19 protein-coding genes are annotated in these 20,762 nt (G+C 44.4%); all 19 read left to right on the forward strand.

Going from position 1 to position 20,762, the window contains the following annotated elements; all coding sequences use genetic code 11:
* Positions 1–263: 263 nt before the first annotated feature.
* The 19 genes from FS690_RS01055 (at position 264) to FS690_RS01145 (ending at position 20,672) form a co-directional block, all read left to right on the forward strand.
* Positions 264–1,181, forward strand: coding sequence for a glycosyltransferase family 2 protein (locus FS690_RS01055; RefSeq protein WP_094111749.1), 918 nt, complete (start codon positions 264–266; stop codon positions 1,179–1,181).
* 65 nt (positions 1,182–1,246) lie between these two features.
* Positions 1,247–1,999 (forward strand): glycosyltransferase family 2 protein, encoded by a 753-nt coding sequence (locus FS690_RS01060; protein ID WP_104085192.1) that lies wholly within the window; start codon positions 1,247–1,249, stop codon positions 1,997–1,999.
* 75 nt (positions 2,000–2,074) lie between these two features.
* Complete coding sequence (locus FS690_RS01065) at positions 2,075–3,109, forward strand: glycosyltransferase (RefSeq protein ID WP_145338942.1); 1,035 nt, start codon at positions 2,075–2,077, stop codon at positions 3,107–3,109.
* Positions 3,110–3,167: 58 nt separating this feature from the next.
* Positions 3,168–5,378, forward strand: a complete 2,211-nt coding sequence (locus tag FS690_RS01070; RefSeq protein ID WP_145338943.1) for a phage tailspike protein — start codon at positions 3,168–3,170, stop codon at positions 5,376–5,378.
* Positions 5,379–5,599: 221 nt separating this feature from the next.
* Positions 5,600–5,884 (forward strand): hypothetical protein, encoded by a 285-nt coding sequence (locus tag FS690_RS01075; protein WP_145338944.1) that lies wholly within the window; start codon positions 5,600–5,602, stop codon positions 5,882–5,884.
* Between the two features lie 3 nt (positions 5,885–5,887).
* A complete protein-coding gene (locus FS690_RS01080) occupies positions 5,888–7,111 on the forward strand; it encodes a glycosyltransferase (protein WP_039385372.1) in 1,224 nt (407 codons plus the stop codon).
* Between the two features lie 380 nt (positions 7,112–7,491).
* Positions 7,492–8,388, forward strand: a complete 897-nt coding sequence (gene galF / locus FS690_RS01085; protein ID WP_065648921.1) for a UTP--glucose-1-phosphate uridylyltransferase GalF — start codon at positions 7,492–7,494, stop codon at positions 8,386–8,388.
* Between the two features lie 44 nt (positions 8,389–8,432).
* Positions 8,433–9,446 (forward strand): UDP-glucose 4-epimerase GalE, encoded by a 1,014-nt coding sequence (gene galE / locus FS690_RS01090; protein WP_145338945.1) that lies wholly within the window; start codon positions 8,433–8,435, stop codon positions 9,444–9,446.
* A gap of 429 nt (positions 9,447–9,875) precedes the next feature.
* Entirely contained in the window at positions 9,876–10,961 is a 1,086-nt protein-coding gene (rfbB, locus tag FS690_RS01095; protein WP_145338946.1) for a dTDP-glucose 4,6-dehydratase, read from the forward strand.
* Positions 10,961–11,848, forward strand: a complete 888-nt coding sequence (gene rfbD / locus FS690_RS01100; protein WP_145338947.1) for a dTDP-4-dehydrorhamnose reductase — start codon at positions 10,961–10,963, stop codon at positions 11,846–11,848. Before rfbB ends, rfbD begins: the two co-directional genes overlap by 1 nt.
* Positions 11,849–11,894: 46 nt before the next feature.
* Positions 11,895–12,770 carry a glucose-1-phosphate thymidylyltransferase RfbA gene (gene rfbA, locus FS690_RS01105; protein WP_145338948.1) on the forward strand — a complete coding sequence of 292 codons (876 nt, stop codon included), beginning with the start codon at positions 11,895–11,897 and terminating at the stop codon, positions 12,768–12,770.
* Between the two features lie 24 nt (positions 12,771–12,794).
* Entirely contained in the window at positions 12,795–13,922 is a 1,128-nt protein-coding gene (gene rffA / locus FS690_RS01110; protein ID WP_145338949.1) for a dTDP-4-amino-4,6-dideoxygalactose transaminase, read from the forward strand.
* A gap of 27 nt (positions 13,923–13,949) precedes the next feature.
* Complete coding sequence (locus tag FS690_RS01115) at positions 13,950–15,464, forward strand: lipopolysaccharide biosynthesis protein (protein WP_145338950.1); 1,515 nt, start codon at positions 13,950–13,952, stop codon at positions 15,462–15,464.
* Between the two features lies 1 nt (position 15,465).
* Positions 15,466–16,371 (forward strand): WavQ, encoded by a 906-nt coding sequence (locus tag FS690_RS01120; RefSeq protein ID WP_094111761.1) that lies wholly within the window; start codon positions 15,466–15,468, stop codon positions 16,369–16,371.
* 49 nt (positions 16,372–16,420) lie between these two features.
* Entirely contained in the window at positions 16,421–16,975 is a 555-nt protein-coding gene (gene rfbC, locus FS690_RS01125) for a dTDP-4-dehydrorhamnose 3,5-epimerase (RefSeq protein WP_094111762.1), read from the forward strand.
* A 19-nt stretch (positions 16,976–16,994) separates the two neighbouring features.
* The gene (locus FS690_RS01130; RefSeq protein ID WP_145338951.1) at positions 16,995–18,008 is read left to right on the forward strand and encodes an EpsG family protein; all 1,014 of its coding nucleotides are present in this window, start codon (positions 16,995–16,997) and stop codon (positions 18,006–18,008) included.
* Positions 18,009–18,012: 4 nt separating this feature from the next.
* Positions 18,013–19,041 carry a glycosyltransferase family 2 protein gene (locus FS690_RS01135; protein WP_145338952.1) on the forward strand — a complete coding sequence of 343 codons (1,029 nt, stop codon included), beginning with the start codon at positions 18,013–18,015 and terminating at the stop codon, positions 19,039–19,041.
* Between the two features lie 3 nt (positions 19,042–19,044).
* Entirely contained in the window at positions 19,045–19,917 is an 873-nt protein-coding gene (locus FS690_RS01140; RefSeq protein WP_094111765.1) for a hypothetical protein, read from the forward strand.
* Positions 19,914–20,672, forward strand: coding sequence for a glycosyltransferase (locus tag FS690_RS01145; RefSeq protein ID WP_145338953.1), 759 nt, complete (start codon positions 19,914–19,916; stop codon positions 20,670–20,672). Before FS690_RS01140 ends, FS690_RS01145 begins: the two co-directional genes overlap by 4 nt.
* Positions 20,673–20,762 lie beyond the last annotated feature (90 nt).

The raw sequence follows: 20,762 nt of genomic DNA on the forward strand, positions 1-20,762 counted from the left end.
CGGGGCGGTTTATCCGCCCCGTTTTTATGGTGAAGAATAGCGGCTTACCGCAGGGCAGGGGCTTTTCGGGCTCACCCCTTTTTGGTGCGTTTTGCACCGCAAAACAGACACACAGCACAATCTTTGGTATTTCCGTAATGGTATGCGGCATCCTCAGAAGAAAGAGTAATAACGGTATGATTTTTCGGAATAAAACCGATTTCTTTCCATGGCCTGCTCGCGCTACCGTTGGATCTGGAACAGCTGTTTAAGAGGTGCTGGCAATGCAGGACATTCGCTTCTCAATCGTTATTCCGGCGTATAACGCGTCGAAATCGATTATCACCACGCTCGACTGCGTTAAAGCGCAAAGCTATCGTAATTTTGAAGTCATCATTGTGGATGACAAATCAGCTGATGCGGCCGAGCTGGCGCAGGTGGTGCAGGGTGAGCGCTATCAGGAGCTGACAATTAAGCTGGAGCTCTCTGAGGTCAAACTCAACGGCGCCGGCGCCCGTAACAAAGGTATTGAACTGGCTGAAGGCGACTTTATCAGCTTCCTCGATGCGGATGATGAGTGGCACCCGAACAAACTTGCAGAGGTACGCGACACCATTGCGCGTCTGGAAGCGCAGGGGCGGTCACGCTACGTCATTTTCAGCCAGGTCAATATCCACCAGGATGGCCACTTTCTGAAAGTGATGCCGATGCAGGCGCCGGGCAAAAATGAGACCGTCGCTGAATATCTGTTTGGCTGCTACGGCTTTATCCAGACCAGTACCATCGTGCTGAAGCGCGAGGATGCGCTGAAAATCCAGTTCGATACGCGCTACATCCGCCATCAGGATTACGATTTCTGCATCCGCGCCGATCGCATGGGCTACGAGTTTGTGATGATTGCCAAACCGCTGGCAACCTATCACCTGGTGACCAAATTTGGCTCTAAGCATAAAGGGGAGTCGGTGAAATACTCCTACTTCTGGCTGGATAGCATGAAGCCGCATCTGACGACGCGAGACGTCCATACCTATAAGGCATTTAAACTGCCGCTGCGCTACAAGATGGACGGTAAATCGCTGCAGGCGAGCCTGAGCTTTGCCCGCTACTTTTTCCTGACCAACCGCGACAACCGCGCCTACTTTATGAATCGCCTGAAGGATAAGGTGAAATCGCGGTTTGGCGGCAGAAAAGCGGTCTCCTGACACACATTCACTTGCTCCCTGCGCGGGAGCAATTTTTTTGGTTCCTGACACTCCGGGCAATAAAAATGACAAATCATGTTGGCACCATCGGTATTGTGATGCCGATGTATAACGCACGTAAAACGGTACTGCGCGCGGTAGAGTCGATTGTTAAACAGACCTACAGCGACTGGCATCTCTATCTGGTTAACGACACCTCCACGGATGACTCTCTGGCCCTGGTGCGTGAGCACTGCCAGGATGCGCGCATTACTATCCTCAGCAATGAGGTTAACCAGGGCGCAGCAGAAACGCGCAACGTCGGACTGCGTGCTGCCAGCGAAGAGATTATCGCGTTTCTCGACAGCGATGATGAGTGGCACGCTGAGAAGCTGGCTGAGCAGGCTGCCGCCATTGCCGCCGGTGATGACTTCGTTATTACCCACTACCACTATAAAACGCAGAGCGCCGAACACGATATCACCTGGGGCAAACCGTACCTGCAGCAGGATAATTTCGTGAAGAAGCAGTATCGCGTCTGCTTTTCATCCGTCTGCTTCCGTCGTCCGCCGCAGGGGATCTTCTTCCAGCGCAAAGGGCATGAAGACTTTCTTTTCCTGTATGAGCTCTTCTCCCGCTACAAACAGGCGCGGGTGATCCGCAAAACGCTGGTGAACTATTACGAGCTGGGTGATTCGCTGTCGCGCAACAAAAATAAAGCGGCGAAATGGCACCTGGAATTATTAAGAATTATCTACAAAAACAACCCATTAAAAGTCTATTACTATTACACCTGGTATATGGTGAATGGCGTCCTTTTTGCCCTGAAGCATCGCTGAAATCCGCATGTTTGCGTGCAGTCATGCAGCCAGTATGGGTTTTACGTTCACTATTTTTGAGGTGGAAAGCGTTAAATGAAAAAAGTCGTTTTGGTGATCAAAGATGCCTACTCCTATGCGGGCACCGAGAACATCTGTAACTTCATGTCAGAGTGCCTCGGTGAAGAGCACGCCGTCACTGTTTACTCCCTTGAGGGCCATGGCGAAACCTTTTACCCCTTTACACATGTAAAAGAGATCGTCAGTTTTGAAGGCCACAGCAACCCGATCAAAAGTGCCGTAGCACGTATCCATCAGGAAGGCTTCGACAGCGTTTTCCTCATCAGTATGGGCCGTCTGAGCGTTATGTTTGCGTTCTGGAACCTGATGATGCTGAAGAAAAAAACCTTCAAGGCCTACGCCTGCGAGCATATCGCTATCAACTCCTTCAGTAAGCCGATCAAACTCATGAAGTGGCTGCTGCTGCGCTACTACGATCGCGTGATTGTCCTGACGGATAAAGATCAGCAGGTCTTCAGCCGCTGGCATATCCGCAGCCAGCAGATCCCCAATCCGGTGGTGTACAAAGGCTTTGAACGGCGTCAGCGCAGCCGCCAGGCGCTGGCGGTCGGGCGGCTTGATCACCAGAAAGGGTTCGATCTGCTGCTGGATATCTGGGCAGATTTCAGCAAAAAGCATCCGGAGTGGACGCTGGCGATTGCCGGCGATGGCGAGCTGCGCCAGCAGCTGCATGAGCAGGCGGCCGCACTCGGCATTACCAACAGCGTGAACTTTGTCGGCAAGGTCAGCAACATCAATGACTACTACCACGACAGCGATATGGCGCTGATGACGTCGCGCTATGAAGGGCTGCCGCTGGTGCTGCTGGAGGCGAAATCCTGGTCCCTGCCGGTGGTTGCCTATGACTGCCCGACCGGCCCGCAGGAGATCATCAACCACGGCGCAGATGGTTTCCTGGTGCCGATGAACGATAAAGCCGCTTTTCTGGCGCGGATGGAGCAGCTTGCCAGCGATGACGCCCTGTTCTTTGCTATGAGCGATAAGACAAAAGAGACCGCACTCAAGTTTGACGGTAATCAGATCAAACAGAGCTGGCTGGCGCTGGTATAAGCGTCACGCCTTTTTATGCCTGCCGGGACACACTGACTTTGACCACGGGATTATCAGCATGAAAAGAAGAGAAGTGTTGCAGGCAGCCGCCTCCTCCATTGTCACCGCGCTTTCCGTAAGCGCGTTTTCCAGCTATGCGGCGAAAAGCGGCCAGCCCGCGCTGAAGCCGGTCGATCCGGCCAGCGTGCCGCAGGGCGATGTGCCCATCCTTACGCCGGAAAATGTCTATACCATGCCGCCGCAGTTCTGGCAGAACTTTGAAGGCAGGCTGTGGATCGGTAAAGCGGGCAGCGACGCCAGCCAGAAAGGCAATCAGATACCGGTGTATCTGCGCGACGCCAGCGGTAAAGTGGCGCAAATCACTCAGCCGATCGCGCTGAACAAAGGTAATTTTGCGCAGTTTATCCATGATAATGCTGCGCTGATCGCCAATCCGGCGCACTCCATGGCGGTGGAAGACAGCGAAGGAAACACGCTCTTCTCCATCACCGATGTCTCACGCCCCGGCCAGAATAATTTCAGCCAGCGTCTGGCCCAGCCAAACGGCTATCAGCTGATTGGCGAGATCCCCTCCGTTGAGGAGCTGCGTAAAACCCGTCCGCTGTTTGCCGGTGCCAAGATCAAGCTCAAGAGCTGGCATGAAGGGCTGGAAGTGGGTGGCGGCGAATTTGTCGGAACGTACGGCGACGCGCGCGATGATGATGGCGTCATCTTCAGCGGCAGCGGTTTTTACTGGCGGCGCGTGGTGGAAGATTTTAACCGCCTGACTCTGTTTGAGTTTGGCGCTATCGCCGACGGCAAAACGGATGCGGCGCCGGCCATCAAAGCGATGTATCAGTGGTCGCTCGATAACAGTCAGCCAATCTGCGTGCAGTTTCCGGCCGGTAAGTTCTTTGTCACCGGCTGTGACTTCGGCGAGGAGGAGCAACGCTTTTTCCGCATCTCCGGCGCGATGGTTAACTTCGGCTATTTTCCGGCGACCACGCTGGTCTCTGATGGCCGCTCCGACTTTGTGTTTAAAGTCAAAGCGCGCTGGACTGAGATCTCCAACCTCAACTTCAACGGCCAGAATGACAAGCGGCCCAACCGGCAGGGACTGTTCAGCAATACCTGTCCGGGCGGCCAGTTCTTTCGCGGCGCCTGCCTGCGCTTTAACCGCGTGGGCGGCACCTCAATCAGCCTGCTCGATACGCTCGACTGCAAAATTGACCAGTGGTATGCCGATACCTGTACCGGTGATGTTATCAAAGCGGGCTGGTCAGGTCAGAAAGCGGGCGCCTGGGATCACAGCACGGCGATAGAGCTCTCTAACTTCAACGCCCAGCGCTGTACCGGCGGGATGGTGCTGAACCTGCCGCGCTGCAGTCAGTCGATTATTCATAACGGCTGGATTGAGCACAGCGAGCATCCTGGCGATATCTCTAACGGACAGTGGATCATCGACGCGCTGAGCCTGGAAGATTGCAAAAACCCGCTTAATGCGCGCAACTCACGTCTCAATATGCGCCAGACGAATCTGCAGTCAGGCAGCTGGATCGACAACTCGCTGCAGGGTGAGCGCTGGCTGAGCATCTGGGAGATGGGCTCCACCCGCGTGGAGTCTTATGGCGTCGCCATCGACGGCAGCCTTAAATATAACTACATCACCTCGCGCTTCCGCCTCAGTAATAACACCAACCAGGCGACTTGGTTTGAGCTGGGCAACTTCTACTCGCCGGACGTGGGCGACAGCTGGGAGATTGAGCTGTTTGGCCAGTCACAGTTCAGCCCCGGCACCGATAATGCGCCGATGATGGAGGTGACCGGCGGCAAGCAGACCGGCGGACGGGCGGTGATCCAGCTGCAGCGCAAAACGCAGAAAGCGGAGGCGAGCTGGTCAGCCGAAGGCAGCTCCCCGGTGCTGGAAGTGCGGCTGGTGGCACGTTCCGACACCGATACCAAAGTCTGGGTCAGACTGGCAGGCTGGACGCCGGCCACCGTGGTGCTGATAAAAAGCACCGCCAAAGATCGCTTTATGACCGGACGCTGCGCGCGCGTTGACGCCACGATGGTCAAAGGCACGCCAGGCAACGGCAGCCAGCAGGCGCCGCAGCGCTTTAGTCTGCATAACGGTAAAGCGGGCATCGGCGGCAATGAGCAGGGCGATCTGCTGATGGCGTCACGCGAGCTGAAACCGGAGCAGGTGGATACGCGTCAGCCAAAAGGATTTGTGTCGGTAGTGATCAACGGCGAGCAGGTTGCGATGCCTTATTTCGCCCTTAAGGGATAAATAAACGCTGCAGGGGGCACATTAATGCGCCCCAATGGGATACACAGGGGTCACATTTATGCGCCCCTGAAATCCCGTAAGAAGCTTTAGGTTAGATAACAGGCAGTTGGCATTACTTTTCGGGCGTTGTCCCATTGCAGTTTTTTTTGCCAGAGTTCACTTTGCTGCTCAGGACAGAAGCGGCGGCTTGTAAGAATTACAAAAATACATCTGGAGTTTGTATGAGGATTTTATTGGCGGGTAATCATACCTGCGGGAATGGCGGTGATGGCGCAATTTTGCACGGGATGACTGACTTACTGCAGGCAGCGTACGCAGAGCAGGATAGCGATCCGGCCTGCTGTTATCAGCAGCAGAAAACGCCCCGGAGCCTGATGGCTCGCGTAAAGCGTAAGAACGTGCTGGCTGACGACGGCAATGTAAAACTTAACGTAAATACCGCGGTCGCGCAGGCGCGTGAAACAGGCAACCGCATCACCGAAAAACTTCTGACTGTACTGGGGTAAGTGATGAAGTTAACCTTTTTCACCATGCGTTTTCCGGTTGCCTCTGAGACGTTTGTCCTCAACCAGGTAACTCACTTTATTGATGCCGGCTATGACGTTGAAATCATCTCGGTGTTTCCGGGTGACATGATCAACCGTCACGCCGCGTTCGACGACTATAACCTGGCGGCAAAAACACACTATCTGCTGCCGGAAGAGAAGGTATCGAACCTCGACAAGCTCACGCAGCGTATCGGCCTGATGCTGCCGAAGATTGCCAAACCGGCGCTGATCAAATCGCTTAACGTGGGCCGCTACGGTGCACAGGCGAAGAAGCTGCTACTGCCGGCGATTGTCGCTAATGCGAAACAGACCTTCACCGCCGATGTCTTTCTGGTGCATTTTGGCTACGCCGGCGCGCTGGCTAACAAGCTGCGCGAACTGGGCGTGCTGAAAGGCAAGCAGGCAACCGTATTCCACGGCGCTGATATCTCACGTCGCCATATTCTGGAAGAGCACAAGCAGGATTACGTCAATCTGTTTAAGCAGAGCGAGCTGATGCTGCCTATCAGTCACCTGTGGGAGAACAAGCTGATTGAGATGGGCTGTCCGCGCGAAAAAGTGCACGTGACGCGCATGGGCATTGAACCGGAGAAATTCAACTTCCGGCCGCGCGAAGCGTTTCACCAGCCGCTGCGCATTGTCTCTGTGGCGCGCCTGACCGAGAAAAAAGGGCTGGACGTTGCCGTCAAAGCCAGTGAAATTCTGCGCGACAAAGGCGGCCAGTTTGAATTCACCATTATCGGCAATGGCGAGCAGGAAGGGATGATGCGCGAACATATCGCCCGTGCCGGCCTGAAAGAGATGGTCAGCATGCCGGGCTTTAAGCCGCAGGAGGAGATCCGCCAGGCGCTCAACGACGCTGACATTTTTCTCCTGCCCTCAAAAACGGCCGCCGACGGTGATATGGAAGGGATCCCTGTTGCGCTGATGGAAGCCATGGCGGTAGGGCTGCCGGTGGTATCCACCTACCACAGCGGCATTCCGGAGCTGATCCAGAACAACGTCAGCGGCTGGCTGGTCTCTGAGAACGATGCTGATGAGCTGGCTGCCACGCTGCTGCGTCTGTCACGCGGGGACATAGATGTGGCACCGGTAGTCGCTGCCGCGCGTCATAAAGTGGAAACAGAGTTTAACCAGCACATTGCCTACGGGGAACTGGCGAAAATTCTGGAGCAGATGGTGTAAGCAGAATGAACGTCCGGGCAGGCTATCGGCAGGGTCATTTGCATGACAATGCCGGTCACCTGCGCGCTGGCTCAGAATCCAACCGGCAGGGGCGCTCTTCACGGCGCCCCTGTTTATTGTCTGACCATCCTATGCACGTCGTATCATTCTGAAAAACGACGGTCTCAACCCCATGCCCGAATGTTATTTACGTCACGCTTTTGACCGCCTTTAGCGCTTGAATTTGCCCGAAAAATTACCGCTGCTCATCGCCTGAAATAACTAATTTTTGATGCTGTGACAGAGAGTTAGTGTCGGCTTTTCAGATAAAGATTATACTTGCCCGAGCGGCCATTCCTGCATAATCGATGCATGTCTACACTTCATAAAATGGAACAAATATGACCAAGCTTAAAGCAGTAATCCCGGTTGCGGGCCTCGGTATGCATATGCTCCCTGCGACTAAAGCCATTCCAAAAGAGATGCTGCCTATCGTCGACAAACCAATGATCCAGTATATCGTTGACGAGTGCGTGGCGGCAGGCATCAAGGAGATTGTGCTGGTCACCCATGCTTCCAAAAATGCGGTGGAAAACCACTTCGATACAACCTACGAGCTGGAAGCCCTGCTGGAAGCGCGCGTTAAGCGTCAGCTGCTGAGCGAAGTGCAGTCTATCTGCCCGCCAGGCGTTACCATCATGAACGTTCGTCAGGCCGATCCGCTGGGTCTGGGTCACTCCGTACTCTGCGCGCGTCCGATGATTGGCGACAACCCGTTTGTAGTTGTGCTGCCAGACGTACTGCTGGATGACTCTACTGCCGATCACCTGCGCTATAACCTGGCCGCCATGGTCGCGCGTTTTGAAGAGACCGGTCGCAGCCAGGTTCTGGCAAAACATATGCCGAATGAAGATCTCTCTGAGTATGGCGTGCTGACCACCGAGCAGCCTATCGACAACCCGGGCGATATCAGTACGATCACCAGCATCGTTGAAAAGCCGGAGCATGCCGCTGAGCTGAACTCTGACCTGACGGCAGTGGGTCGCTATGTTCTGTCTGCAGACATCTGGGCTGAGCTTGAGAAAACCGAGCCAGGCGCATGGGGCCGTATCCAGCTGACTGACGCCATCGCGTCGCTGAGCAAAACCAAACCGGTTGATGCCCAGCTGCTGACCGGTACCAGCTTCGACTGCGGCCGTAAACTCGGCTACATGCAGGCGTTTGTCTCCTATGGCCTGCGCAGCAACGCACAGGGCCGCGACTTCCGCGAAGCGATTCATAAGATTCTGGATAAGTAAGCATTCCCATACCGCGCAGCCTGCGCGGTTTCCAAGGAGTAGACATGGCTATTTTGGTAACGGGCGGGGCAGGGTATATCGGATCCCATACGGTACTGGCGCTGCTGGAGCGCGGTGACGACGTGGTAGTTCTGGATAACCTTTGCAATGCATCACGCGAAGCGATTAACCGCGTTGAAAAACTGGCGGGTAAAAAAGCGGTATTCGTTGAAGGCGATATCCGCGACCGCGCCTGCCTGCGCGATCTGTTTGCCAGCCACAGCATCTCTGCTGTGATCCACTTCGCTGCGCTGAAAGCCGTTGGGGAATCCACGCGTAAGCCGCTGGAATACTACGAAAACAACGTAGCTGGCACCGTGGTCCTGCTGGAAGAGATGCGTGACGCGGGCATCTGGAACTTTATCTTCAGTTCATCAGCCACAGTATATGGTGCTGACGCCCCGGTTCCTTATGTGGAAACCACGCCGATTGGTGGCACCACCAGTCCTTATGGCACCTCCAAGCTGATGACCGAGTTTGTGATGCGCGATTTCGCCAAAGCGGAACCCAAATTCAAAGCTATCGCGCTGCGCTACTTTAATCCGGTAGGCGCGCATGAGTCTGGCGAGATTGGCGAAGACCCGACCGGCATTCCGAACAACCTGCTGCCGTACATTGCGCAGGTGGCGATTGGCCGTCTCGACAAGCTCGGCGTATTCGGTAACGACTATGAGACGCCAGACGGCACTGCACAGCGCGACTATATTCATGTTGTCGATCTGGCAGAAGGGCACCTGAAAGCGCTGGATCACCTCAGCAAGGTTGAGGGCTATAAAGCCTACAACCTCGGCGGCGGCGTCGGCTTCTCCGTGCTGGAGATGATCAAAGCGTTTGAAGCGGCTTCCGGTAAAGCGATCCCGTTTGAGTTCAAACCGCGCCGTGACGGCGACCTGCCCGCCTTCTGGGCAGATGCAACGCTGGCGAACAATGAACTCGACTGGCGCGTCACGCGCGGCATCGACGCGATGATGCGCGATACGTGGAACTGGCAGTCGAAGAATCCGAATGGATTCAGATAACTCTATAAGCCGGTAAGGCATATACAGTTAACAGAGACTTATGAATGGGGTAACTGCTGGTTCAGACTAACTCAGCGGTTATCCCATTTTGCGTTTCAGAGATGCTCAAAGCCTGAAGCTGGACTCGGTGCATATTTTTATTAGCATGCAGTAAAAAAGCTGTTTAATAAATAGTCTGTTAACGCGTTCTGGCCTAATTTTTATTCAGCCACCTGACAAACTAACTCTTTAACGCTTGTAACTCGTGTATCAACATACGAAAATCGAATCACTTTTTTTAAACTGCGCCTTAACAATCGACATTTGTTAAATATGTTCTGTGCCTTTTGCCGGCTGCGCTGAAAGCAAAAGCGTATGAGTATTCTGGTAGCTGTAAGCCAGGGGCGGTAGCGTGGTTTTTTTCAGGATTTGCCAGGAGAGACGACAAGCGTGAAAATATTAGTTACAGGCGGTGCAGGCTTTATTGGTTCTGCCGTAGTGCGTCACATCATTGATGCTACGCAGGATTCTGTCGTCAACGTCGACAAGCTGACCTATGCCGGCAATCTGGAGTCGCTGGTCACCGTGGCAGATTCAGCGCGTTACGCTTTTGAGCAGGCCGATATCTGTGATGCACAGGCAATGGCAGCTATCTTTGCAAAACATCAGCCAGATGCGGTCATGCACCTCGCGGCTGAAAGTCATGTTGACCGCTCAATTACTGGTCCAGCAGCGTTTATCGAAACCAATGTCGTCGGAACTTACACGCTGCTTGAAGCTGCGCGTCAGTACTGGAACGCGCTGAGCGCAGAACGCAAAGCGGCTTTCCGCTTTCACCATATTTCGACTGACGAAGTCTACGGGGACCTGCCGCATCCGGACGAATGGCAACAGGATGCACCGCTGCCGCTGTTTACTGAAACCACTCCGTATGCGCCAAGCAGTCCTTACTCTGCGTCTAAAGCCTCCAGTGACCATCTGGTCCGCGCCTGGCAGCGCACCTATGGCCTGCCGGTACTGGTAACCAACTGCTCAAACAATTACGGCCCTTATCACTTCCCGGAAAAGCTTATTCCGCTGGTTATTCTCAATGCGCTTGAAGGTAAAACGCTCCCGGTATACGGCAAAGGCGATCAGATCCGTGACTGGCTCTATGTAGAAGATCATGCGCGCGCGCTTTATACCGTAGTAACGGCGGGCAAAGTGGGGGAAACCTATAACATCGGTGGTTATAACGAAAAGAAAAATATCGATGTGGTATTGACCATCTGTCAGCTGCTGGATGAGCTGATGCCTAAAGCAGGCTCGTACAGAGATCAGATTAGCTACGTCACCGATCGTCCGGGTCATGACAGGCGCTATGCAATTGATGCCAGTAAAATCACCCGCGAGCTCCACTGGATACCGGCAGAGACGTTTGAGAGTGGCATCAGGAAAACGGTGGCATGGTATCTGGCGAACAGCGAGTGGGTTGATAACGTTAAAAGCGGAAGTTATCGCGAATGGCTGTCGGAAAACTATAAGGATCGCAACTAATGCACATCCTTCTCTTTGGTAAAACCGGACAGGTAGGCTGGGAGCTGCAACGTGCACTTGCGCCACTGGGAAAAATCACTGCATTAAGCACCCGTTCAACTGAGTGGTGTGGTGATTTGACGCAACCGGAAGAAATTCGCAAAAGCATACAAAACCTGCGTCCCGATATCATTGTCAATGCTGCTGCTTATACTGCAGTTGATAAAGCTGAATCTGAACCCGATCTGGCTGAACTGATCAACAGTACCAGTGTTAAAGTCATGGCTGAAGAAGCGAAAAACCTTAATGCTATTCTGATTCACTACTCGACTGATTATGTCTATTCAGGAGAAGGGCATAACCGGTGGCGAGAGAGCGACAAACCTGAACCACGTAATGTATATGGTAAAACAAAACTATCCGGTGAGCAGGCTATAACGGCAGCAGATATACAATACCTGATTTTTCGCACCAGCTGGGTATATGCGTCACGAAGCAATAACTTTATTAAAACGATGTTGCGACTGGGCAGTGAAAAAGAAGCGCTTAGTATCATCAACGATCAGATTGGTGCGCCTACTGGCGCTGCGCTTATAGCTGATATTACGGCTCATGCATTACGCATGATTCAGGCTAATCCGGAACTGAGAGGAATATATAACCTCGCTGCAGCCGGTGAAGCGTCCTGGTTTGATTATGCATCTTTAATTTTTACAGAGTCAGAAAAATATAGCACCGGACTGAAAATCAAAAAATTGAGTCCTATCAAAACTGCTGAATATATTACTCCGGCGAAAAGGCCACTCAACTCGCGCTTAGACTTAACGAAGATTGAGAGAAGCTTTAATTTGACTTTGCCACATTGGCAGAATGGCGTTCGCTATGCTATTAATGAAATTTTGGCATAATATAGTTTCTATCAAATATTCATAATCAATTCCCTGAGAGAAAAATATGGCTCGCAAAGGTATTATCCTCGCTGGTGGCTCCGGCACGCGTTTGTATCCTGTAACAATGGCCGTAAGTAAACAGCTATTGCCTGTCTATGACAAGCCTATGATTTACTATCCGCTAACTACACTGATGCTGGCCGATATCACAGAGATATTGATTATCAGCACCCCGCAGGATACACCACGCTTTGAACAGCTACTTGGCGATGGCAGTCAATGGGGATTGAATCTTCAATATAAGGTGCAGGAGAGCCCGGATGGTCTTGCACAGGCATTTATCATCGGTGAAGAGTTCATTGGCGATGACAGTTGTGCGCTGGTCCTGGGCGATAACATATTTTACGGACACGACCTTCCAAAAGAGCTGATGAAAGCAGTTGATCAAACTTCAGGAGCAACCGTATTTGCTTACCATGTCAACGACCCGGAACGTTATGGCGTTGTTGAGTTTGATGAGAATGGTAAAGCTATTTCTCTTGAAGAAAAACCGAAAACGCCAAAAAGCAATTATGCAGTAACAGGTCTCTATTTTTACGACAACGACGTTGTCAGGCTGGCTAAGAGCCTGAAACCATCACCTCGCGGTGAGCTGGAAATTACTGACATCAATAATCTGTATATGCAACAAGGTAAACTTTCGGTTGCGATGATGGGGCGGGGCTTTGCATGGCTGGATACAGGCACGCATCACAGCCTGATAGAAGCGAGTAATTTTATTCAGACAATTGAACAGCGTCAGGGGTTAAAAGTGGCATGTCCTGAAGAAATTGCTTTTAGAAAAAAACTGATCAGCAAAGAACAATTATTAGAACTAGCAAAAAGTTTAGAAAAAAATGATTATGGTATTTACCTTAAAAAGTTAACAATTAATAATTAAATTATTTATTAATTAGAGGAAAAAATGATCCCTTTTAATAAACCATATCTTTATGGTAAAGAACTTTATTACATTTCTCAAGCAGTGAGTAAAGGTAAGATATCAGGCGACGGTGAGTTTACAAAAAAATGCCATGATTTTTTTGAAGATAGATATAAATTTAAAAAAGCACTACTCACGACTTCTTGCACTGATGCATTAGAGATGGCTGCTATCTTACTCAATATTGGGCCAGGGGATGAGGTGATAGCTCCTTCATATACCTTTGTTTCAACGGTAAATGCGTTTGCATTAAGAGGAGCAAAAATCATATTTGCAGATAGTTGTGAAATAAACCCAAATATATCTGCAGAAGATATTCGCGATAAAATAACTGATAAAACTAAAGCAATAATAATAGTACATTATGCTGGAATAGCATGCGATATGGATAGGATAGTTGAGATTGCTAATGCAAAGCAAATACCTATCATTGAAGATGCAGCTCAAGCCATAGATTCTTATTATAAAGGTAAGCCTCTTGGTAGTATAGGAACATTCGGAACATTTTCATTTCATGAAACAAAAAACATTATTTCTGGTGAAGGTGGCATGCTGGTAATAAATGATGATAAATATATACAGCGTGCTGAAATAATAAGAGAAAAAGGAACTAATCGATCCTCTTTTTTTAGAGGCGAAGTTAATAAATATGGCTGGGTTGATATCGGTTCCTCTTTTTTACCTTCAGATATGATTGCTGCTTATTTATATGCGCAACTGGAAAACATAGATGACATTCAGGATAGAAGAAAAAATATTTGGAATAAATATTTCGAAAATTTGAAAGAATTAAGTACTGAGGGATTTATAAAATTACCTAACGTGCCTGACTTTGCAACCAACAACGCCCATATGTTTTATATTGTATGCAAATCAGAGGTTGTAAGAAGCGCACTTATTGAGCATTTAAAAGATAATGGCGTACATGCTGTTTTTCATTATCTATCGCTAAACAAAAGTGATTTTTACATTAAAGATAATGATAAAGAAGAGCTACCGATAAGCGATATGTATACTGATTGTCTTTTGAGATTGCCTTTGTTTTATGAATTAACAACAAAACAAGTGGAAAAAATCACGAGTTTGATAATTAATTTTTTTCGGGACTAATTTTATTTTATTTTGGTATGATAAAAAATGAGCAAAGATATTAGATCGTTAGCATATATTTATAGCGTAAGGATCTACACATCTATTGTTTCAATAGTGCTAATACCGCATCTAATCAATGCGGTTGGTTTACAGGCATACGGGTTAGTAGGCTTCTTTTCTGTACTAATCGCATGTTTGAGTGTGTTGGATGCAGGGATTGGTGGAGTTTTAACCAGGGAATCAATAATATCAAAAAAAAGCTTTGAAGGTTATTGTAATTTTTTAAAGGTATATAGGAAGTTAATTCTTTTTTTCTTTGTAATAAGTATTATTGTTTCTATATCAGGGTTTTACATTAGTAGGGAATATGGCAATACATGGTTAAATTCAAGTTTGGACAAGGAAACTGTTTCTACTTGTTTAACAATAATGTTTTGTATATTTTCACTTAGATATATGCAAGGCCCTTTTAGAAGTATACTCCTATCATGTGAAAGCCAAATAACAATAACAACGTTAAATTTAATATACACAACAATTTCGCAGCCTGTTTCTTTGATTTTGCTGATTTTATTGAATAAAGGTATAGTTTTTTTCTTTACCATTCAACTATTGGCCGCACTAATAACTACCATGCTTTACTATATTTTTAGTAAAAGGGCCAATAAAAAAGTATTAATTATTTTAGATAACGAAAACAGTGTGAGTGCAGTTAAAAAAACTTCATTACGCAAAATGTTATACTTTGCATTTCAATTATCAAGTTTATCATTGTTATGGGTTGCAGTTAATCAATCCGATAAACTTACGCTTTCTAAATATATGAATTTGGGCGAGTATGGAATTTATAGTGTAGCGCTTTCAATTATAGGTATTCTTGCGATTTTGAGCGACCCAATTAATCAGTATTTACAACCGAGACTTACCAAGTGCTACTTTGAAAAAGATTATTTAAATTTCAGTCGCTTTTATTTTAATTCACTAACATTTATTATTATTATAACTATCCCTTTAAGTTCAATGTTTTTTGTATACTCTAAGCAAATTGTTTTGCTTTGGAGTAATAGTATGACTCTTTCCGAAAAAGTTAGTCAGTACTTGCCATGGTTGTTTATTGGAGGCATTTCTGCGATATTTTCTAACTTTATATTCCTTTTGCTTTATAGCATTGGAAGGTTGAAAGCACATACATATATTTATGCTTTATTTGCGGTTTTAGTAATACCTGCTAATGTTTATATTGCAAAGATTTATTTAGGTGCTGGAACTTCAAAGTTCTTTGCCATTAACACAACGATGCTTTTCATTTTGTGGGGTGGTTACAATCTCAATAAATACTTTAGTTACGGTGCAAAGATTATATATTTGGTTATGCTACCGTTAGCAATAATGCAGTACTTTCTTATGAGTGCTATTAATAAGCTCTCATTATTAGGTCAAGGAAGAGTAGCTGATTTTTTTATTTTGCTATGCATTGGCCTTTTTGGATTAGCTGTAAGTTATCTATATGTTAGATTTGTAAGTAATATTTTACCAAATTATAGATTTAGAGAGCGCTGAAATGAAATTTTATATATATGCTAACTCCTATAACGATAATAGTGGAGGCTCTATAGTATTACATAGACTTTGTCATATTATTAATAAGCATACAAATCATAATGCGTATTTAGTAAAAATGGATCCATTAGCTTATGGTGCCTTCTCCTTAAAAAAGATACTTTCAAAAATAAAATGGGAACTGAAAAATAAAAAAGCATACAAAATTAATGATGTTTGGGATACTCCTGTGTGGAATAGTGAGGATTTTCCGGATGACTGTATAGTAATTTATCCAGAAATAATAAACGGGAATCCACTAAAAATAAATAATGTTGTGCGCTGGTTTTTGCATCAACCAGGGTTTCATACTAAATATATAAAATATGGAAAAGGTGAATTGTATTACAAATTTAACTCTGCTATTGATGATTTCACTTTAAAGGATTCCAAGCTTTCAAGTCATGAGCTTAAGGTTATTTATTACCCTATAGATGTTTATAATGATGTCAATCAAACATCAATTACTCGCGACATCGAATGTTCATACTTGATTAGAAAAGGAAAGAACAAAAAGTTTGTTCATAGTCGCAATGCTGTTCAAATCGATGGTCTTTCTCATCATGAAACTGCAAGTATTCTTAAAAGGACGAAAATATTTATAAGTTACGATGATTATACCGCTTATTCTATATTTGCAATCATGTGCGGTTGTAAGTCCTACGTGGTACCCAGCGAAGACAAATCATTGATTTCATGGTACCCAAATGAGTCCGACAGGTTCGGTATATCATACGGATTTAGTGCTGAGCAAGAAATTTGGGCAGAAAAAACGAAACACAAAGTTTTAGAACATATTAATCAAGAACATCAAAAGTCTATTCTTAATGTTAAAATATGCACAGAAGAAATGATTGATTTTTTTTGATTAGTATAGACCTTTTATCTAACCCGAATGTGAATTTAAAGAGTGTTTAATGAATATTATAGAAACAGATATCCCAGGTTTATTAATTTTAGAACCTAAAGTATATGGAGATGAAAGAGGTTTCTTTCTTGAAAGCTATAACTCAAAAGATTTCAATGAAGCGGTGGGAGAAGACATTGTTTTTTTGCAAGATAACCATTCAAAATCTAAAAAAGGTGTATTAAGAGGATTACATTTTCAAAAAAAACCAGCGGCTCAAGGAAAGTTAGTTAGATGCATAAATGGTGAAGTATATGATGTTGTGGTAGATTTAAGGCTAAAATCTCCTACTTTTAAACAATGGTTTGGAGTCTACTTATCATCTACAAACATGAAGCAACTCTGGATCCCTGAAGGTTTTGCTCATGGATTCATTGTTAAAAGTGAAACGGCGGAATTTGTATACAAAACTACAAACTATTACTCGCCTGAAAACGATAGATGTTTAAAATGGAATGATGAATGCATCGGTATTGAATGGCCGCTAGGCGCAGAGTTTTTTCTATCCGAAAAAGATAAAAATGGATTGTCGTTTGAAGAGTTAGAAAAAGATTTTTTTATTTGACCGTGACGAGCCAGTAAAAATGACACAAAAAAAAACATGCTCATTAATAGTCAGTAAAAGTCTATTTTTTTTCTGTTTATTTATGTTCACCTTAATTCTTATAGCTGGGTTAAGAACGCCAGGATTAGATAATGATTCGATAACATATTATAGTGAAGTGCTGAATATTTACAATGGCATATATAACATAAAAGAGCCTGTGTTTTTATTATTTTCATATGCCTCTGAATATTTGTTTAACAAGAATCCCGAGGTGATATTTTTATTTTATGCGTTATTGAGTATTACAATAAAAGCATATGCTATAAAGAATCATTCAGATAATATATACTTATCTTTCATTGTTTATGCTGGCATGTTTTATATATTGCATGAAATGACGCAAATTAGAGTGGGCTTGGCAGCTGCATTATATTTACTTGCAATTCCTGATTTAGTTAAATCTAATAAAAAATCGTATATTTTAAAAATAGCACTTGCCATGCTTTGCCATTTCAGTGCAGTAATCTTAATACCTTTAATGCTTTTCTCTCCAAGAAAAATAAACAAAGCTTTTGTCTTTTTGTGTCCATTCGCTGCATTATGCTTTGTGCTTCTTATTGGAGATGTAAATTCATTATTAATCGAAGTATTCAAGCTTTTACCTGAACCCTTAGCAACAAAGGGTATAACTTATACATTAGGAGCGCAGGATTTTGGTCGATTCGATAATGTAAATATATTCAGTAAGTTCACATTATCAGCTTTTTCTTTTTTCCTTATATACATTTTCTGCACATACAAAAAAGATGAGCTTGAAGCTAAAGATATTATATTCTTAAAGTTATTTAGCTTTATGCTTACTGTGTTTTATTTATGCTCTTCAGTTCCAGTATTAGCTTCAAGGTCTTTTGAGCTTTATGCGGTATCATTTATTTTTTCATTGCCACGAATAGCTGCGTTTTTTAAACCAAAGTTTCTTGCGCATTTAATACTCTCATCATGGGTATTTTTATATTTTTATCTAGTTAACCTCAAATTAATCGGTTTATAATTTAATGATTAAACAAAAAACACTTATCATTATACTTAATTGGAACGGTTCTCATGACACCATCGAGTGCTGTAAGAGCTTAAATTTATCGATTGGTTTATTGAAAAATAAAGCTGACATTTTCGTTCTTGATAATAATTCAAATTACACAGACTATGTAAATCTGGAAGATTCTTTTGCAGATGTTTATGGTGACTGTGAAAGCTTAAATTGCAATGATGATTTTTTCAAAAACTTATCATTGATATCATTAAAAGCATATAGAGGCCAAGGTGTTAGGCTTTTGAGATCGAGTGTAAATCATGGCTTTGCTCGTGGGTGCAATATAGGCGCTATGTTTGCAAAAAAGATGGGGTATAAAAATATTCTCTTCTTGAATAATGATACAATTGTAGAAAATGATTTTCTTGAGCCGTTGCTGGATTCTTTAACTCACCATGATGCAGTCATCCCGCAAATCAGATATGACTATGATAGAAATATTATTTGGAATTGCGGAGGGATATTAAATAAATTTGGGAAAAGGAAATATTTTTTTGCAAAGAAAGATGTAAATCATGTTTCTTTTCCTGCTGAATCTTTTGAAATAAGCTTTGCTACTGGTTGCTGTATCCTGTTTAAGACAAGTTTTTTTTCCAAGATAGGATGCTTTAGTGAAAAGTTTTTTTTTGGTGAAGAAGATATAGAACTTTCGTTAAGACTACTTAAGTTAAAAGCAAAGATGATTTGCAATACGAAATCTATCATATTTCATAAAGTAGGCTCAAGTATCACAGGGAGCCCTGAGCGGTTATTACGTAAAGCATATATTCATTATCTTAACAGGCTTGTAAACATGAAAGATCATCTAGGTCTTATTTGGTATATCTGGTTGCTGCCCTCCTTATCAAAGATTGTTATAAACCTAATTTATATAAACAAAATCGGCATTAATAAATCTTTATCTGTTGCTTTTAAGCTTTTCAAGGATGCCATCAGGTTAAATAGTGTAGATAAATTTGAATTTGAGCGAATACTCAATGAAGGATTTTAACTGATGCGAATTTTACAAAAAACCAGGTTCGCACTTGTTTCAATAGCTAAGACATTTTTATTTTCCTTGAGAGCCATATATTCAAACGAATCATCAAAAGAGAAAAGAAATGATTTGGCGGTTTCTTTAACTACTTATGGTTGGCGATTCAATTTTGTATTCATTACTATTGAAACTTTATTATCCCAATCTGTAAAGCCAGCCGCGGTTTATCTTTGGATATACGAAGGCGATAAGTGTTCTTTGATAACCAATTGGATATTAATGAAGCAGGAAAAGCGCGGCTTGGTGATAAAAAGAGTTAAGCAGGATGTTAAATCATATAAAAAATTATCATTCATGCTTGATGAAAGTAATGCTAAATATACTCATGTTGTTACTGCCGATGATGATGTTTTATATCCTAAAAATTGGATGAAGAATTTTGTAGAGCACCCTAAATTTCTATCTCATGTTTTATGCAATCGAGCAAGAGTGATTAGTTACGATAATTTTAGTAATGATCTTCTTTCTTATAAAAAATGGCCCTTAGCTAAAGTTTCTGATAACAAAGAGCATGCTATTTTGCCAACAGGTGTATCTGGTATATGTTATCCTCTGCGTTCACTTGATAAAAGAATATCAGATTTTAAAGCTATCTCAAATTTATGCCCTTTTGCTGATGATATCTGGTATAAACTCACTACATTTGCAAATGGATATGACTCATATTTGATTCAAGATAAGGTCAATCATTACCCACTGGTTATAACCTCACTTACAAAAGGTTTAGAAAAGTTAAATGTCTTAGCTGATCTTAATGACAAACAATTCCTTCAGAGTGTTAACTTTTTTGGGTTGCAAAAAATTATCTTCAAAAAGAGCATGTGTAAATGAAAGATACTATTTCAATAATAATGCCCACTTTTAATTCTAGTGATACCTTAGTGCAATCAATTGAGTCTATATTAAGTCAAAGTTATCCAGATTGGGAGTTGCTTATAACAGATGATTGTTCTACAGATAATACATTTGATATCATAGAAAGTTATCAAGAAAAAGACTCGAGAATAAAAGGTTTTAAAAATAATTTTAATTCAGGTGCTGCTGTAACTAGAAACAACTCCATAGGTAAAGCAAGTGGTGAATTTATAGCGTTTTTGGATAGTGATGACTTGTGGTTGCCTGACAAGCTTGAAAAACAGATTGCTTTTATGAAAAACAATAAAATATCTTTTTCTTTTACTGCTTTTTCAACAATTGACTCTTCAGGTCACTCTTTAGGTAAGACTGTGGATTTGCAAGGTGAAAATATTAGTTTCAGCTATCAGGATATGTTGAAAAAAAAGGCAACCCTCGGATGCTCCACTGTAATGTTTAAAAAAGAATCATTTGATGATTTTTTCATGCCACTTATTAGAACGGGCCAGGATTATGCGTTGTGGCTTAAATTGCTCAAAGGCGGAAGCAGAGCTTATTTGATTAATGAGGTCTTAACTTTTTATAGAATCTTACCAAATTCTATATCTAGGAATAAGCTTAAGAAGTGTAAAAGGCAGTGGCAAATTTATAGGGATATTGAAAAACTTAGTTTGCATAGAGCTATCGAGTGTTTTACTTTTTATGCTTGGCGTGCAATATTTAGGAAATAATATCCTATTAGCATTCAAGTAATTTTTAAATTTTTGTAGTATATTGTTGCTAGTTTGATATGCACTTGCATGTTCATTTATAAGCGATAC

Source organism: Pantoea sp. PSNIH1 (genome assembly GCF_007680655.1).
GTDB classification, from domain to species: Bacteria; Pseudomonadota; Gammaproteobacteria; order Enterobacterales; family Enterobacteriaceae; genus Pantoea; species Pantoea eucrina.

What these genes read in the sequence shown, in the direction of transcription:
- FS690_RS01055 (WP_094111749.1), top strand. Translation starts at nt 264, where the DNA reads ATGCAGGACATTCGCTTCTCAATCGTTATTCCGGCGTATAACGCGTCG.
- FS690_RS01060 (WP_104085192.1), top strand. Translation starts at nt 1,247, where the DNA reads ATGACAAATCATGTTGGCACCATCGGTATTGTGATGCCGATGTATAAC.
- FS690_RS01065 (WP_145338942.1), top strand. Translation starts at nt 2,075, where the DNA reads ATGAAAAAAGTCGTTTTGGTGATCAAAGATGCCTACTCCTATGCGGGC.
- FS690_RS01070 (WP_145338943.1), top strand. Translation starts at nt 3,168, where the DNA reads ATGAAAAGAAGAGAAGTGTTGCAGGCAGCCGCCTCCTCCATTGTCACC.
- FS690_RS01075 (WP_145338944.1), top strand. Translation starts at nt 5,600, where the DNA reads ATGAGGATTTTATTGGCGGGTAATCATACCTGCGGGAATGGCGGTGAT.
- FS690_RS01080 (WP_039385372.1), top strand. Translation starts at nt 5,888, where the DNA reads ATGAAGTTAACCTTTTTCACCATGCGTTTTCCGGTTGCCTCTGAGACG.
- galF (WP_065648921.1), top strand. Translation starts at nt 7,492, where the DNA reads ATGACCAAGCTTAAAGCAGTAATCCCGGTTGCGGGCCTCGGTATGCAT.
- galE (WP_145338945.1), top strand. Translation starts at nt 8,433, where the DNA reads ATGGCTATTTTGGTAACGGGCGGGGCAGGGTATATCGGATCCCATACG.
- rfbD (WP_145338947.1), top strand. Translation starts at nt 10,961, where the DNA reads ATGCACATCCTTCTCTTTGGTAAAACCGGACAGGTAGGCTGGGAGCTG.
- rfbA (WP_145338948.1), top strand. Translation starts at nt 11,895, where the DNA reads ATGGCTCGCAAAGGTATTATCCTCGCTGGTGGCTCCGGCACGCGTTTG.
- rffA (WP_145338949.1), top strand. Translation starts at nt 12,795, where the DNA reads ATGATCCCTTTTAATAAACCATATCTTTATGGTAAAGAACTTTATTAC.
- FS690_RS01115 (WP_145338950.1), top strand. Translation starts at nt 13,950, where the DNA reads ATGAGCAAAGATATTAGATCGTTAGCATATATTTATAGCGTAAGGATC.
- FS690_RS01120 (WP_094111761.1), top strand. Translation starts at nt 15,466, where the DNA reads ATGAAATTTTATATATATGCTAACTCCTATAACGATAATAGTGGAGGC.
- rfbC (WP_094111762.1), top strand. Translation starts at nt 16,421, where the DNA reads ATGAATATTATAGAAACAGATATCCCAGGTTTATTAATTTTAGAACCT.
- FS690_RS01130 (WP_145338951.1), top strand. Translation starts at nt 16,995, where the DNA reads ATGACACAAAAAAAAACATGCTCATTAATAGTCAGTAAAAGTCTATTT.
- FS690_RS01135 (WP_145338952.1), top strand. Translation starts at nt 18,013, where the DNA reads ATGATTAAACAAAAAACACTTATCATTATACTTAATTGGAACGGTTCT.
- FS690_RS01140 (WP_094111765.1), top strand. Translation starts at nt 19,045, where the DNA reads ATGCGAATTTTACAAAAAACCAGGTTCGCACTTGTTTCAATAGCTAAG.
- FS690_RS01145 (WP_145338953.1), top strand. Translation starts at nt 19,914, where the DNA reads ATGAAAGATACTATTTCAATAATAATGCCCACTTTTAATTCTAGTGAT.